This is a genomic window from Pseudomonas fluorescens, assembly GCF_902497855.1.
Classification (GTDB): domain Bacteria; phylum Pseudomonadota; class Gammaproteobacteria; order Pseudomonadales; family Pseudomonadaceae; genus Aquipseudomonas; species Aquipseudomonas fluorescens_BI.
The window spans coordinates 13,535-28,242 of sequence record NZ_CABVHU010000019.1; the positions used below are offsets into that span (position 1 = coordinate 13,535).

The 14,708-nt window shown below is 61.1% G+C and carries 11 protein-coding genes; 6 read left to right on the top strand and 5 right to left on the bottom strand.

All coding sequences use genetic code 11. From position 1 onward, the window contains the following. Nucleotides 1–488: 488 nt before the first annotated feature. Nucleotides 489–1,229 (bottom strand): phosphoadenylyl-sulfate reductase, encoded by a 741-nt coding sequence (locus F8N96_RS28795; RefSeq protein WP_150800675.1) that lies wholly within the window; start codon nt 1,227–1,229, stop codon nt 489–491. A gap of 173 nt (nt 1,230–1,402) precedes the next feature. On the opposite strand from F8N96_RS28795, the gene thrH reads away from it, so the two are divergent. After that, nucleotides 1,403–2,020, top strand: coding sequence for a bifunctional phosphoserine phosphatase/homoserine phosphotransferase ThrH (thrH, locus tag F8N96_RS28800; RefSeq protein ID WP_150800676.1), 618 nt, complete (start codon nt 1,403–1,405; stop codon nt 2,018–2,020). A 176-nt stretch (nt 2,021–2,196) separates the two neighbouring features. Here thrH and pabB read toward each other — a convergent pair whose 3' ends face one another. The 4 genes from pabB to F8N96_RS28820 form a co-directional block, all read right to left on the bottom strand. After that, nucleotides 2,197–3,534: an aminodeoxychorismate synthase component I gene (gene pabB / locus F8N96_RS28805; protein ID WP_150800677.1), complete on the bottom strand. Its 1,338-nt coding sequence runs from the start codon at nt 3,532–3,534 to the stop codon at nt 2,197–2,199. 390 nt (nt 3,535–3,924) lie between these two features. Next, entirely contained in the window at nt 3,925–4,911 is a 987-nt protein-coding gene (locus F8N96_RS28810) for an alpha-L-glutamate ligase-like protein (RefSeq protein WP_150800678.1), read from the bottom strand. Beyond that, nucleotides 4,911–6,446 carry an inactive transglutaminase family protein gene (locus F8N96_RS28815; protein ID WP_150764342.1) on the bottom strand — a complete coding sequence of 512 codons (1,536 nt, stop codon included), beginning with the start codon at nt 6,444–6,446 and terminating at the stop codon, nt 4,911–4,913. Before F8N96_RS28815 ends, F8N96_RS28810 begins: the two co-directional genes overlap by 1 nt. A 5-nt stretch (nt 6,447–6,451) precedes the next feature. After that, nucleotides 6,452–6,988: an ATP-dependent zinc protease gene (locus F8N96_RS28820; protein ID WP_150800679.1), complete on the bottom strand. Its 537-nt coding sequence runs from the start codon at nt 6,986–6,988 to the stop codon at nt 6,452–6,454. Nucleotides 6,989–7,283: 295 nt separating this feature from the next. Between F8N96_RS28820 and F8N96_RS28825 the strand changes: the two genes are divergently transcribed. From F8N96_RS28825 to prpF, 5 genes are all read left to right on the top strand, one after another. After that, nucleotides 7,284–8,006, top strand: coding sequence for a GntR family transcriptional regulator (locus F8N96_RS28825; RefSeq protein WP_150764340.1), 723 nt, complete (start codon nt 7,284–7,286; stop codon nt 8,004–8,006). Next, nucleotides 8,003–8,893, top strand: coding sequence for a methylisocitrate lyase (prpB, locus tag F8N96_RS28830; protein ID WP_150764339.1), 891 nt, complete (start codon nt 8,003–8,005; stop codon nt 8,891–8,893). The genes F8N96_RS28825 and prpB overlap by 4 nt, the downstream gene beginning before the upstream one ends. Nucleotides 8,894–9,072: 179 nt before the next feature. Further along, nucleotides 9,073–10,200: a 2-methylcitrate synthase gene (gene prpC, locus F8N96_RS28835; RefSeq protein WP_150800680.1), complete on the top strand. Its 1,128-nt coding sequence runs from the start codon at nt 9,073–9,075 to the stop codon at nt 10,198–10,200. 193 nt (nt 10,201–10,393) lie between these two features. Further along, on the top strand, nt 10,394–12,991 hold the full coding sequence (acnD, locus tag F8N96_RS28840; RefSeq protein WP_150800681.1) for a Fe/S-dependent 2-methylisocitrate dehydratase AcnD: 2,598 nt from the start codon (nt 10,394–10,396) through the stop codon (nt 12,989–12,991). A gap of 64 nt (nt 12,992–13,055) precedes the next feature. Continuing rightward, nucleotides 13,056–14,258, top strand: coding sequence for a 2-methylaconitate cis-trans isomerase PrpF (prpF, locus tag F8N96_RS28845; RefSeq protein ID WP_150800682.1), 1,203 nt, complete (start codon nt 13,056–13,058; stop codon nt 14,256–14,258). Nucleotides 14,259–14,708 lie beyond the last annotated feature (450 nt).

The following is a 14,708-nucleotide window of genomic DNA, read 5'->3' on the forward strand; positions in this document are numbered from 1 at the left end:
CGGGGCATCTGCAGCCTGTACGGGATAGGGCGCTTCAGGCTTGCGGATCTAAAGTGTTTTTATGTTTTGATGTAATTGTATACAAAACATGTATGCACTAAAGCCAGATCTATGCCAGTTGCCGAGCTATCAATCGCGGTGCTAATTTCGTTTTGTTATCTTGATTAGATAAGCAATTGAAATTAAGGAAAAATAAATTGACCCATTGGACGGGTATTTATTTGTCGGCGGGGTTTGTGAGAAAGACCGGCTGGGAAAGTCAGGAAAGGAGGATGTAACTTTTTGGGGCGTCGAAACGAAAAGTGCACACAAAAATGGCACCTATGGTGACATTCGTGTGTACACATTTATTAGCGGGTCGCTTCCTGTAGGAGCGAGCTTGCTCGCGAAAAACCTCCAGACAACGCGTCCATCCAGATCGCACGCGTCTTCGTTGAGACCATCGCGAGCAAGCTCGCTCCTACAGGGAATTGCATCAAGCCGGAGAATTACGCCTTGGACTTGCTGATGATATTCCCCGCATGCAACCCGCATTCTTTCTGCGTCGCTTCTTCCCACCACCAGCGACCTTCGCGCTCGTGCTGGTTCGGCAGCACCGGACGGGTGCAAGGTTCGCAGCCAATGCTGATGAAGCCGCGCTCATGCAGGCTGTTGTACGGCAGCTCGAGCATGCGGATGTAACCCCAGATCTCTTCGCTGGTCATCTGTGCCAGCGGGTTGAATTTGTACAGGGTGCGTTCCGGCGTCGAAAACGCGGTGTCGATTTCCATCACGGCGACGGCGCTGCGGGTGCCCGGGCTCTGGTCGCGACGCTGGCCGGTGGCCCAGGCCGTCACGCCGGACAACTTGCGACGCAGTGGCTCGATCTTGCGGATACCGCAGCATTCGCCATGGCCGTCCTTGTAGAAACTGAACAGGCCTTTTTCCTTCACGAAGGGTTCAAGTTTCGTGTAGTCCGGTGACACCAGTTCGATGTCGATCTTGTAGTGCTCGCGCACCTGATCGATGAAACGATAGGTCTCGGGGTGCAGGCGGCCGGTGTCGAGGCTGAACACCTTGACGTTTTTGTTCAGCTTCCAGGCCATGTCCACCAGCACCACGTCTTCGGCGCCGCTGAAAGATATCCACAGGTCATCGCCGAACTCGGCGAACGCGAGTTTCAGGATGTCCTGGGCGGATTTGTTGGCATAGGTCGTGGCGAGTTCCACGACATCGAACGATGGGCTCATCAGGGCGGCTTCCTACAGGTCAGTGGCGCTGGGCGCTCTATATGGGGTTGATGGTAACAAAATCCTGCAGCGACTGGCGCGCCCTCTGCGTTGCGCGGGCCGGCCCGAGTCGCTAGAGTTCGGCAGTCCTTTTGCTCGCTCGACTCAATAATCACTACAAATGGGAGTGTCTCGTGGAAATTGCCTGTCTGGATCTTGAAGGTGTGCTGGTCCCGGAAATCTGGATCGCCTTTGCCGAAAAAACCGGGATCGAATCCCTCAAGGCCACCACCCGGGACATCCCCGACTACGACGTGCTGATGAAGCAGCGCCTGCGGATTCTCGACGAACATGGCCTGAAGCTGTCCGACATCCAGGAAGTGATCGCCACGCTCAAGCCGCTGGACGGTGCCGTCGAGTTCGTCAACTGGCTGCGTGAGCGGTTTCAGGTGGTGATTCTGTCGGACACCTTCTACGAGTTTTCCCAACCGCTGATGCGTCAGCTGGGCTTCCCGACCCTGCTTTGCCACCGCTTGATAACGGATGACACCGGTCGGGTGACGAGCTATCAGTTGCGTCAGAAAGATCCCAAGCGCCAGTCGGTATTGGCCTTCAAGAGCCTCTACTATCGGGTGATTGCGGCGGGGGATTCCTACAACGACACCACGATGCTGGGCGAGGCGGATGCAGGGATTCTGTTCCATGCGCCGGACAATGTGATTCGCGAGTTTCCACAGTTTCCGGCGGTGCACAGCTTTGAAGAGCTGAAGCAGGAGTTTATCAAGGCTTCGAATCGGGCCCTGAGTTTGTAGTCGATTTCGCGGGCGCCTTCGCCGGCAAGCCGGCTCCTACAGGTTTGTGTTTGATCGTTCCCACGCTCCGCGTGGGAATGCCTCAATGGACGCTCCGCGTCCGCTTTGGGACGCGGAGCGTCCCGGGCTGCATTCCCACGCGGAGCGTGGGGACGATCAACTTGCCGGCGAAGCTCTTAAAGGTTTTGCAGGGTATCGAGCAACACCTTCACCTTGGTAATCGATTCCTGATACTCGGCCTGCCACTCGGAATCGGCGACGATCCCGCCACCGCCCCAGCAACAGACCTGCCCATCCTTCACCAGCAAGCTGCGAATGGCGATGGAGCTGTCCATCTCGCCACGTACGTCCAGGTACAGCAACGAACCGCAATACAAACCGCGTCGGGTGGGCTCCAGTTCATCGATGATCTGCATCGCCCGAATCTTCGGCGCGCCGGTAATCGATCCACCCGGGAAGCTGCCGGCGATCAGGTCCAGGGCGTCCCGCTGATCCGCCAGTTCTCCGGTCACGCTGCTCACCAGGTGATGCACGTTCGGGTAGCTTTCCAGGCTGAACAACTCCGGCACACGCACCGAGCCGATGCGGCAGGTGCGGCCGAGGTCGTTGCGCAGCAAGTCGACGATCATCAGGTTTTCCGCGCGGTCCTTGGGGCTGGCCAACAGTTCGGCGGCGTTCGCCGCATCTTCGGCAGCGGTCAGGCCGCGAGGGCGGGTGCCCTTGATCGGGCGGGTTTCCACATGGCGCTCGCTGACTTTGACGAAACGCTCCGGCGACAGGCTCAGCACCGCGCCGCCCTCGGGCAGGCTCTGGAAGCCGGAGAACGGCGTCGGGCAGGCCGCGCGCAATGCGCAATAGGCGGCCCACGGGTCGCCCTGGCATTGCGCGCGGAAGCGCTGGGCGAAGTTGACCTGGTAGCAGTCGCCGGCCTGTATATAGTGCTGAATGCGCGCCAGCGCTTGGCGATACTCGTCAGCACTCAAGTCGGCGCTCATCGGTGCTTTCAGTTTGAAAGGCTCGATCGGGTCGATCTCGGGCTGACTGAACAAGGCGATCAGGCGTTGCCGCTCGCTGTCGATCAGCGTCGGGTGAAACACCAGCTGACTGGTCTTGAGTTGGTGATCGCTGATCAGGGCCCAGCCATAGAGCCCGAAACGCGCATCGGGCAATTGCAGGTCGTCCTGCGCCAGGCTCGGCAGATGCTCCAGGCGACGGCCGAAGTCATAGCTCAGGTAGCCGATCAAGCCGCCGGCGAAAGGCAGGTCAAACGGCAGCGCGGCTTCACCCAGCCGTGTCAGGTTATCGCGCAGGCGCTGCAGGAAATCGCTGCCACTTTCGTCAGGCAATACGGCCAGTTGTTCCAGCGGCCAGGCGCTGAGCAGGTCATAACGACCGCGATCGGCAGTCGGCCGGCCACTGTCGAGCAGTACGGCACCGGGGGCATGACGAATCGCCGCGAAGTAGTCGGCGGGATTGGCGCGATAGGGGAGCGGGTGTACGGAACAGGTCAACATGGGCGGGGCGGATCAGCCATCGAGGCGGGGGTGGCGATTGTAGTCTGCTCCGGGAATTGCTCCTAGAGGGGATGTCGGGGATTGGCAGATTGGCGACAGGGTTGGGAGGGTGTGTTGGCTGTCAGGCCGTCTTCGCTGGCAAGCCAGCTCCTACAGGGGATGTCGGGGATTGGCAGATTGGCGGCAGGGTTGGGAGGGTGTGTTGGCTGTCAGGCCGTCTTCGCTGGCAAGCCAGCTCCTACAGGGGATGTCGGGGATTGGCAGATTGGCGACAGGGTTGGGAGGTGTGGTGGCTGTCAGGCCGTCTTCGCTGGCAAGCCAGCTCCTACAAGGTTCAGCGCCATCCTGTAGGAGCTGGCTTGCCAGCGAAAGGTGCGACTCGGTCCCGGATCAGCCCTCGACCCCGGGAATATGCCCGAACATCTCCTGGACAAACTCCACCCGCTCCTCAACCGTTTCGCTGATCCCGCGAGCCTTCAGTGCTTCAAGCCGCGCTTCAACGGCATGGGTACGCAATGTCAGGCCGCAATCATTGGCAATCTGAATGTTCAACCCGGGACGGGCGTTGAGCTCAAGGATCAGCGGGCCTTTTTCCTGGTCCAGCACCATGTCGACCCCGATGTAGCCCAGCCCGCACAGCTCATAACAGCCGGCGGCGAGTTTCATGAAACCGTCCCAATAGGGCAGTTGCACGCCGTCCACCGCGTTGGTGGTGTCCGGGTGTTTGGTGATGATGTTGTTCAGCCAGGTGCCGCGCAGGGTCAGGCCGGTGGCAAGGTCGACGCCGACGCCGATGGCGCCCTGGTGCAGGTTGGCCTTGCCGCCGGACTGACGGGTCGGCAAGCGCAGCATGGCCATGACCGGGTAGCCCATCAGCACGATGATGCGGATGTCCGGCACGCCTTCGTAGCTGATGCTCTTGAAGATCTGGTCCGGGGTCACGCGGTATTCGATCAGCGCCCGGTCGCGATGACCGCCCAGCGAATAAAGGCCGGTCAGGATGCTGGAGATCTGGTGCTCGATTTCCTCGTGGCTGATGATCTTGCCGGACACCGTGCGGTAGCGCCCCTCGAAGCGGTCGGCGATCACCAGGATGCCGTCACCGCCGGCACCCTGGGCCGGTTTCACCACGAAGTCGTTGCGCCCGCCGATGATCTCGTCGAGGTTGTCGATTTCCTTCTCGGTGGAGATCACGCCATACAATTCCGGCACATGAATGCCGGCGGCGATGGCGCGCTCCTTGGTGATGATCTTGTCATCGACGATCGGGTACAGGCTGCGCTTGTTGTACTTGAGCACATAGTCCGCGTTGCGCCGATTGATCCCCATGATGCCCCGGGCTTCCAGGGCCTTCCAGGTTTTCCAGAGGCCGAACATCAGGCGTCAGCCTTCTTCAGGAAGGCCTTGAAGCGCACCAGTTCAGTCAGGCGGTAGCCGCGATAACGCCCCATCGCCAGCATGAAGCCTACCAGGATCAACAGGATCGCCGGGAAGGTGAACACGAAGTACACCAGCTCCGGAACGCTCATGATCAGGTGCGCCAGGGCCGCGGCGAACAAGGTACCTATCGCCACTTTCATGGCATGGCCACCGCCGCGCTCTTCCCAGGTGATCGACAGGCGTTCGATGGTCATGGTCAGAATCACCATCGGGAACAGCGCGACCGACAACCCGCGTTCGAGGCCGAGTTTATGGCTGAGCAGGCTGATCGTCGCGATCAGCACCACCACGAAGGTCAGCACCACCGACAGCCTCGGCAGCATTTGCAGCTTCAGGTGTTCAAGGTAGGAGCGCAGCGACAGGCCCAGGGCCGTGATGATGGTAAACAGCACGATGCCGAAGCCGAGCTGGGTTTCGCGGAAGGCCAGGGCGATCAGTACCGGGGTGAAAGTGCCCAGGGTCTGGATGCCGATCAGGTTGCGCAGGATCAGGATCACCAGTACGCCGATCGGGATCATCACCATGATCATGAAGGTCTGCTGGGTTTGCAGCGGCAGGCCGTACAGCGAGTATTCGAGGAAGTTGGCGTCGGTGTTTTCGTCGGTCAGCTTGGCCAGGCGGATGGCGTTCATTTCGCTGTTGTTCATGCTGAAGGTCACAGTGGCCTTCTTGCCGCCATCGACGGTGATCAGGTTTTCGTCGCCGGTCCACCACAGCAGGCGGTCGGTGGGCAGGCCCTGTTCGCCGGTTTCCGGGTTGAAGTACAGCCAGTCGGTGCCGTTGAAGCTGCGCAGCCAGAGTTCCGGAGTTTGCGGCTGGTCGGCCACCAGGCGAATGGTGTGGACCTTTTCCACCGGCACGTGGGCGATGGACAGCAGCAGTTCGACGATTTTGGCCTTGTGCCCGACGGACGGATCGCCGCCCAGCAGCAGCTTCACATTGTCATCGTTGAGGTTATTGACGCGCTTGATGGCTTCGCCGATGAACGTCTCGACGTCGGCCGAGTGCTGGCGGATCGGCGCGAGCAGGGCTTCGGCGGCGATTTTTTCCGGGCCTTCCACGACAATGCTGTCGCGGAAGGTCGGGCCCTTGATCTTCAGTTTTTCGCCGCTGTAACGCTTGGTCAGCACCAGGCGGTAATAGAGGGTCTGGTTGCCCTTGGCCCGACGCGCCGACCAGGTAACCTTGCGGTTGCCGTCAACCCGATTCACCGCCACGCCATAGTTATTGGAGATGAAACTCTCGTTGAGGCTGACGTAATCGCGGCTCAGCGGCGGCACGAACATCTGGATCTTGACCGGGTCCTTGGTGCTGGCGACGAACTCGACCTTGGCGTCGATGTTCCACAAGTCGTCGGTGGCGTCCTCGGTCACGGGAATGCCGAGCACAAAGATCTGATAGGCCGTAACTGAAATGCCCAGGACCACCAGGATGGCGATCAGGAATTTCAGGTGGAGGGTAAGAGAGCGCATTGGAATTACTCTGCGGTATGTGCGTCGGTGGCGCAGGCGGGTTTGCCAGCAGCGTATTTAAGGCTGGGGTCGACCAGCGCGTCGAAGCGTTTCAGGGCTTCGGAGCCGATCAAGAGCGGGTATTGGAAGGCGCTTCGGTCGGTCAAGTTCACTTCGATGCTGCGTAAAGCCGAACCCATGCAGATATCGAGCTCGATCACCGGACGGGCGGTGTACTTCTTGCCAGCCTCCGGGTCGTAGTCGCCGGCCCTGCGCTTGATCTTGCTGACCCGGGCCAGCGGCCGTTCGATCGGGTGCGAATGGGCGGCGTCGATGGCCAGGTAAAAGCGCACCCAGGACTCGCCATTGCGTTTGAAGCGTTTGATGTCGCGGGCACTCAGGGAGGCGGTTTTCGCTCCGGTGTCGAGTTTGGCGGCGACTTCCAGGTTGATACCGTCCAGCGAGGCGTACTCGTTGAGGCCGTACACGGTTTTTTCCCCCGCCGCGGCATAACCGGGCAGGCAGAGCATAAAAAGGAATGCGGGGGAGGGCTTGAGTCTCATAAATCCTGGTGCGCGGCGGTCCATACTTCAATTCAAGGCCCTGGCATCGCTGCGCAAGCTCCCTCGTATGCCTATCAACGATGACAAGCCGTGCAGATGTCACAAACAAATGCGGCCGGCATTCTAGCACGGTGGTTTTATGGCGCCAGCGCTGGCGGGTGGCTGCAAACCGAGCGACTGGGTGGATGGAATGCAGACGGTTATTAGACGATTGTCGACAATTCCCAATTATCCTTTGACTATACGGCCTGTATTCGTTAGTTTTTGCGGCATTGGTTAACAAGGTGTCGACAATATGCTGGACCAACCCGATCCGCCGGTCATTGCGCAAGACGATTCGGAAACACTTTCCGAGAATGTCTTCCGACGCATTCAGGCGGCCATCGTCAAAGGCGAAATCGCCCCGGGCAGCAAGATCTCCGAGCCGGAGCTGGCGCGCACCTACGGCATCAGTCGCGGCCCGTTGCGTGAGGCGATCCACCGCCTGGAGGGCCAGCGCTTGTTGGTGCGCATACCGCACGTCGGCGCACGGGTGGTGTCGCTCAACCACGCCGAGCTGCTGGAACTCTACGAAATCCGCGAATCCCTCGAAGGCATGGCCTGCCGTCTGGCGGCCGAACGCATGACCCTCGAAGAAATCGACGAACTGCGCCGGGTGCTGGAAACCCACGAGCGCGATGCGGCGTTTCAGGCCGGTGTCGGCTACTACCAGCAGGAAGGCGATTTCGACTTTCATTACCGAATCATCCAGGGCAGCGGTAACCGCACCCTGACCCAGATGCTCTGCGGCGAGCTCTACCAACTGGTGCGCATGTACCGCATCCAGTTTTCGACCACGCCCAATCGGCCGCGCCAGGCCTTTGCCGAGCACCACCGGATTCTCGACGCCATCGCCGACCGTGACGGTGAGCTGGCCGAGTTGTTGATGCGCCGCCACATCGGCGCCTCCAAACGCAATATCGCCCGTCACTACCAGGACGGCGTTAACCCGACAGCCACTGAACGAGGTGAGTCATGAGTTCCAACAAGAGCACTCCAGGCCAGCGTTTCCGCGATGCGGTCGCCAGCGAGCATCCGCTGCAAGTCGTCGGCGCGATCAACGCCAACCACGCACTGCTGGCCAAGCGCGCCGGTTTCAAGGCTATCTATCTGTCCGGTGGCGGGGTCGCTGCCGGCTCCCTCGGCGTGCCGGACCTGGGCATTACCGGTCTCGATGACGTGCTGACCGATGTGCGTCGCATCACCGACGTCTGCGACCTGCCGCTGCTGGTGGACGTGGACACCGGTTTCGGTTCCTCGGCGTTCAACGTGGCGCGCACCGTCAAGTCGATGATCAAGTTCGGCGCGGCGGCGATCCACATCGAAGACCAGGTCGGCGCCAAGCGCTGCGGCCACCGTCCTAATAAAGAGATCGTGTCCCTGCAGGAAATGGTCGATCGCATCAAGGCCGCGGTCGATGCCCGGACCGACGACAGCTTCGTGATCATGGCCCGCACCGACGCCCTGGCGGTGGAAGGGCTGGAATCGGCCCTGGAGCGCGCTGAAGCGTGCATCGAAGCCGGCGCCGACATGATCTTCCCGGAAGCCATCACCGAACTGGACATGTACAAGCTGTTCGCCAGCCGCGTGAAAGCGCCGATCCTGGCCAACATCACCGAGTTCGGCGCGACGCCGCTGTACACCACCGAACAGCTTGCAGGCGCCGATGTGTCGCTGGTGCTGTACCCGCTGTCGGCGTTCCGTGCGATGAACAAGGCCGCGGAAAACGTCTACACCGCCATCCGCCGCGATGGCACGCAACAGAACGTCATCGACACCATGCAGACCCGCATGGAGCTTTACGATCGCATCGACTACCACACCTTCGAGCAGAAGCTCGATGCGTTGTTTGCCGCTAAGAAGTAATGAACATCCTGTAGGAGCGAAGCTTGCTCGCGATGGACGTGAACGATAACGGGTACTGCCTGATACAACGTGGTGTTCCGTCCACCATCGCGAGCAAGCTCGCTCCTACAAGGTCGGAGTGAATCCCGATCCGGGTATTTGCCGATTCCCTAACAAATTCAAGAAAACTGGAGACAGCAATGGCCGAAGCAAAAGTACTCAGTGGCGCCGGGCTCCGTGGCCAGGTTGCCGGGCAAACCGCCCTGTCCACCGTGGGCCAGTCGGGCGCAGGCCTGACCTATCGCGGCTACGACGTTCGCGAACTGGCGGCTGACGCCCAATTCGAAGAAGTGGCCTACCTGCTGCTGTACGGCGAACTGCCGACCCAGGCGCAACTCGCCGCCTACATCAGCAAACTGGGCAAGCTGCGCGACCTGCCGCAAGCCTTGAAAGAAGTGCTGGAACGCATCCCCGCCGACGCCCACCCGATGGACGTGATGCGCACCGGCTGCTCGTTCCTGGGCAACATCGAACCGGAGAACGACTTCTCCGAGCAGCACGACAAGACCGACCGCCTGCTGGCCGCGTTCCCGGCGATCATGTGCTACTGGTATCGCTTCAGCCACGACGGCAAGCGCATCAGCTGCGTAAGCGACGAACAATCCATTGGCGGTCACTTCCTGCACCTGCTGCACGACAAGAAGCCAAGCGAGTTGCACGTCAAGGTGATGAACGTTTCGCTGATCCTCTATGCGGAGCACGAATTCAACGCCTCGACCTTCGCCGCGCGGGTTTGCGCCTCGACGCTGTCTGATCTGTTCTCCTGCGTCACGGCGGCCATCGGTACTTTGCGCGGTCCGCTGCACGGCGGCGCCAACGAAGCGGCGATGGAAATGATCGAACGTTTCAGTTCGCCGGAGGAGGCAATCAAGGGCACCCTCGGCATGCTCGAGCGCAAGGACAAGATCATGGGCTTCGGTCATGCGATCTATAAGGACAACGATCCGCGCAACGAGGTGATCAAGGGCTGGTCGAAAAAACTCGCTGACGAAGTGGGCGACACCGTGCTGTTCCCGGTCTCCGAAGCCATCGACAAGACCATGTGGGAGCAGAAGAAACTGTTCCCGAACGCCGACTTCTACCATGCGTCGACGTATCACTTCATGGGCATTCCGACCAAGTTGTTCACGCCGATTTTCGTCTGCTCGCGCCTGACCGGCTGGGCGGCGCATGTGTTCGAACAACGTGCCAACAACCGCATCATCCGCCCGAGCGCCGAGTACACCGGCGTCGAACAGCGCAAGTTCGTGCCAATCGAACAACGCTGACCGGGGAGGGCCGGCTGAACCGGGAACCTGTAGGAGCGAAGCTTGCTCGCGAAGTCGGACTGACATTCAACATCAATGTCGACCGACCGACAGACCGCATTCGCGAGCAAGCTTCGCTCCTACAGGACCGTGTTGACTTCGAAATCTGTGCCAGGCCCCACCTTTTGTAATCACCGTGACCGAGTCCCTGACGATGAACACTGAATTCCGCAAACCGCTGCCCGGCAGCCATCTGGATTACTTCGACGTCCGTGCGGCTGTCGAGGCCATCCAGCCCGGCGCCTACGACACTCTGCCGTACACCTCCCGCGTGCTGGCGGAAAACCTGGTGCGCCGCTGTGACCCGGCCACGCTCACCGAATCCCTGAAACAATTCATCGAGCGCAAACGCGACCTCGATTTCCCATGGTTCCCGGCCCGTGTGGTGTGCCACGACATTCTCGGCCAGACCGCCCTGGTGGACCTTGCCGGCCTGCGTGACGCCATCGCCCTGCAAGGCGGCGACCCGGCGCAAGTGAACCCGGTGGTGCCGACGCAACTGATCGTCGACCACTCCCTGGCCGTGGAGCGCGGCGGCTTCGATCCCGAAGCGTTCGAAAAGAACCGCGCCATCGAAGACCGTCGCAACGAAGACCGCTTCCACTTCATCAACTGGACCAAAAAAGCCTTCAAGAACGTGGATGTGATTCCGCCAGGCAACGGCATCATGCACCAGATCAACCTGGAGAAAATGTCTCCGGTGATCCAGGTGCGTGATGGCGTGGCATTCCCTGATACTTGCGTCGGCACCGACAGCCATACCCCGCATGTCGATGCGCTGGGCGTGATTGCCATCGGCGTCGGTGGCCTGGAAGCCGAGAGCGTGATGCTCGGCCGTGCGTCGTGGATGCGTCTGCCGGAAAGCGTCGGCGTCGAACTGACCGGCAAGTTGCAACCGGGCATCACCGCCACCGACATGGTGCTGGCGCTGACCGAGTTCCTGCGCCAGCAAAAAGTCGTCGGCGCGTGGCTGGAATTCTTCGGCGAAGGCGCTTCCGCGCTGACCCTCGGCGACCGCGCGACCATTTCCAACATGGCCCCGGAATACGGTGCAACCGCGGCGATGTTCTACATCGACCAGCAAACCATCGACTACCTCAAGCTCACCGGTCGTGAAGACGAGCAGGTGCAGTTGGTCGAGAACTACGCCAAGGTGACAGGCCTGTGGGCCGACAGCCTGAAGGGCGCGCAATACGAGCGCGGGTTGACCTTCAACCTGTCCTCGGTGGTGCGCAACATGGCCGGCCCGAGCAACCCGCACGCCCGCGTCGCGACCTCGGACCTCGCCGCCCAAGGCATCAGCGGCCAGTGGGACGATGTGCCCGGCCAGATGCCGGACGGCGCGGTGATCATCGCCGCCATCACCAGCTGCACCAACACCAGCAACCCGCGCAACGTCATCGCTGCCGGCCTGCTGGCGCGCAATGCCAACAAACTCGGCCTGACCCGCAAGCCGTGGGTCAAGTCGTCCCTGGCACCGGGTTCGAAAACCGTAGCATTGTACCTGGATGAAGCGGGCCTGACCGACGAACTGGAACAGCTGGGTTTCGGCGTGGTGGCCTTCGCTTGCACCACCTGCAACGGCATGTCCGGCGCGCTGGATCCGGTGATCCAGCAAGAGATCATCGACCGCGACCTGTACGCCACGGCGGTGTTGTCCGGTAACCGCAACTTCGACGGGCGGATTCACCCGTACGCCAAGAATGCGTTCCTCGCTTCGCCGCCATTGGTGGTCGCTTACGCCATCGCTGGCACTATCCGTTTCGACATCGAAAAAGATGTGCTGGGCCTGGACGCCGAGGGCAAGGAAATCCGCCTGAAAGACATCTGGCCAAGCGACGAGGAAATCGATGCGGTGGTCAAGGCCTCGGTCAAGCCGGAGCAGTTCCGTCAGGTCTACATTCCGATGTTCGCCATCCATGAAGACACCGGGCCGAAAGTGACCCCGCTGTACGACTGGCGCGAAATGAGCACCTACATCCGCCGTCCGCCGTACTGGGAAGGCGCACTGGCCGGCGCGCGTCCGCTCAAGGGCATGCGCCCGCTGGCGGTGCTGCCGGACAACATCACCACCGATCACCTGTCGCCTTCCAACGCGATCATGCTCGACAGCGCCGCCGGTGAATACCTGGCGAAAATGGGCCTGCCGGAAGAAGACTTCAACTCCTACGCGACCCACCGCGGCGACCACCTGACCGCACAGCGCGCCACCTTCGCCAACCCGAAACTGTTCAACGAGATGGTCCGGGAAAATGGCAAGGTCAAGCAGGGTTCTTTGGCCCGCGTCGAGCCGGAAGGCAACGTGATGCGCATGTGGGAAGCCATCGAAACCTACATGGAGCGCAAGCAGCCGCTGATCATCATCGCCGGCGCCGACTACGGTCAGGGTTCGTCACGGGACTGGGCGGCGAAGGGCGTGCGCCTGGCAGGTGTGGAAGCGATCGCGGCCGAAGGCTTCGAGCGCATCCACCGCACCAACCTGGTGGGCATGGGCGTGTTGCCGCTGGAGTTCAAGCCGGGCACCGACCGCCACACCCTGGCCATCGACGGCAGTGAAACCTACGACGTGATCGGCGAACGCACTCCGCGCGCCGAGCTGACGCTGGTGATCAACCGCAAAAACGGCGAACGCGTCGAAGTGCCGGTGACCTGCCGCCTCGACACTGCCGAAGAAGTGTCGATCTACGAGGCCGGCGGCGTGCTGCAACGCTTCGCCCAGGACTTCCTCGAAGAATCGGCGGTAGCCGTTTAAATCGCGACATGCACACACGGGACTTCAAGTCCCGTGTCTGTTTTAGCCAGGAGTAAAGAGCACCATGGCTCACGCAACTCATTTCGCCCCGCAGATCAAGATCCCCGCCACCTATATGCGTGGCGGCACCAGCAAAGGCGTGTTCTTCAGCCTCAAAGACCTGCCCGAAGCGGCACAGGTTCCCGGCCCGGCGCGCGATGCATTGCTGCTGCGGGTGATCGGCAGTCCCGACCCGTACGACAAGCAAATCGACGGCATGGGCGGCGCGACCTCCAGCACCAGCAAAACCGTGATCCTGTCGAAAAGCATCAAGGCCGATCACGACGTCGATTATCTGTTCGGCCAGGTCTCCATCGACAAGCCTTTCGTCGACTGGAGCGGCAACTGCGGCAACCTGTCGGCGGCGGTCGGTTCGTTTGCCATCAGCAACGGCCTGGTGGATTCCAGCCGCATTCCGCACAACGGTGTGGCCGTGGTTCGCGTGTGGCAGGCCAACATCGGCAAGACCATCATCGCCCATGTGCCGATCACCAACGGTGAAGTGCAGGAAACCGGTGATTTCGAGCTCGACGGCGTGACCTTCCCGGCCGCCGAAGTGCAAGTCGAATTCATGGACCCGGCGGCGGAAGAAGAGGGCGGAGGTGGTTCGATGTTCCCCACCGGCAACCTGGTGGATGACCTGGAAGTGCCCGGTGTCGGGACCTTCAAGGCGACCATGATCAATGCGGGCATCCCGACCATCTTCGTCAATGCCGAAGACATCGGCTACAACGGCACCGAGCTGCAAGGCGCGATCAACAGTGATCCGAAGGCTCTGCTGATGTTCGAGACCATCCGGGCTTACGGTGCGCTGCGCATGGGCTTGATCAAGGATCTGGACGAAGCGGCCAAGCGTCAACACACACCGAAGGTGGCGTTCGTCGCCAAGCCGGCGGACTACGTGGCGTCCAGCGGCAAGGCAATCGCGGCGGGTGATGTCGACCTGCTGGTGCGTGCATTGTCCATGGGCAAGCTGCACCACGCGATGATGGGCACGGCGGCGGTGGCAATCGGTACGGCCGCCGCGATCTCAGGCACCCTGGTGAACCTCGCCGCGGGCGGTATCGAACGCAACGCTGTGCGCTTCGGCCATCCGTCCGGCACGTTGCGCGTGGGCGCCGAGGCCAGCCTCGTCAACGGCGAATGGACCGTGAACAAGGCCATCATGAGCCGCAGCGCGCGGGTGTTGATGGAAGGCTACGTCCGCGTGCCGGGCGACTCCTTCTAACCCACACCCCCTGTAGGAGCTGGCTTGCCAGCGAAGAGGCCGGCACATCCAACATCATTGTTGCCTGTGCACCACCCCCCTGTAGGAGCTGGCTTGCCAGCGAAGAGGCCGGCACATCCAACATAATTGTTGCCTGTGCCACCGCCCCCCCTGTAGGAGCTGGCTTGCCAGCGAAGAGGCCAGTACATCCAACATCACTGTTGCCTGTGCACCACCCTGTAGGAGCTGGCTTGCCAGCGAAGAGGCCGGCACATCCAACATAATTGTTGCCTGTGCCACCGCCCCCCTGTAGGAGCTGGCTTGCCAGCGAAGAGGCCGGCACATCCAGCATCATTGTTGGCTGTTATGCCGCCTTCGCTGGCAAGCCAGCTCCTACAGGGGGATTGCATTTCACAATAAGAAAAGTAGCGACCGGCTGAGATTTACCTGAACCGAGGTCCCATCAACGAA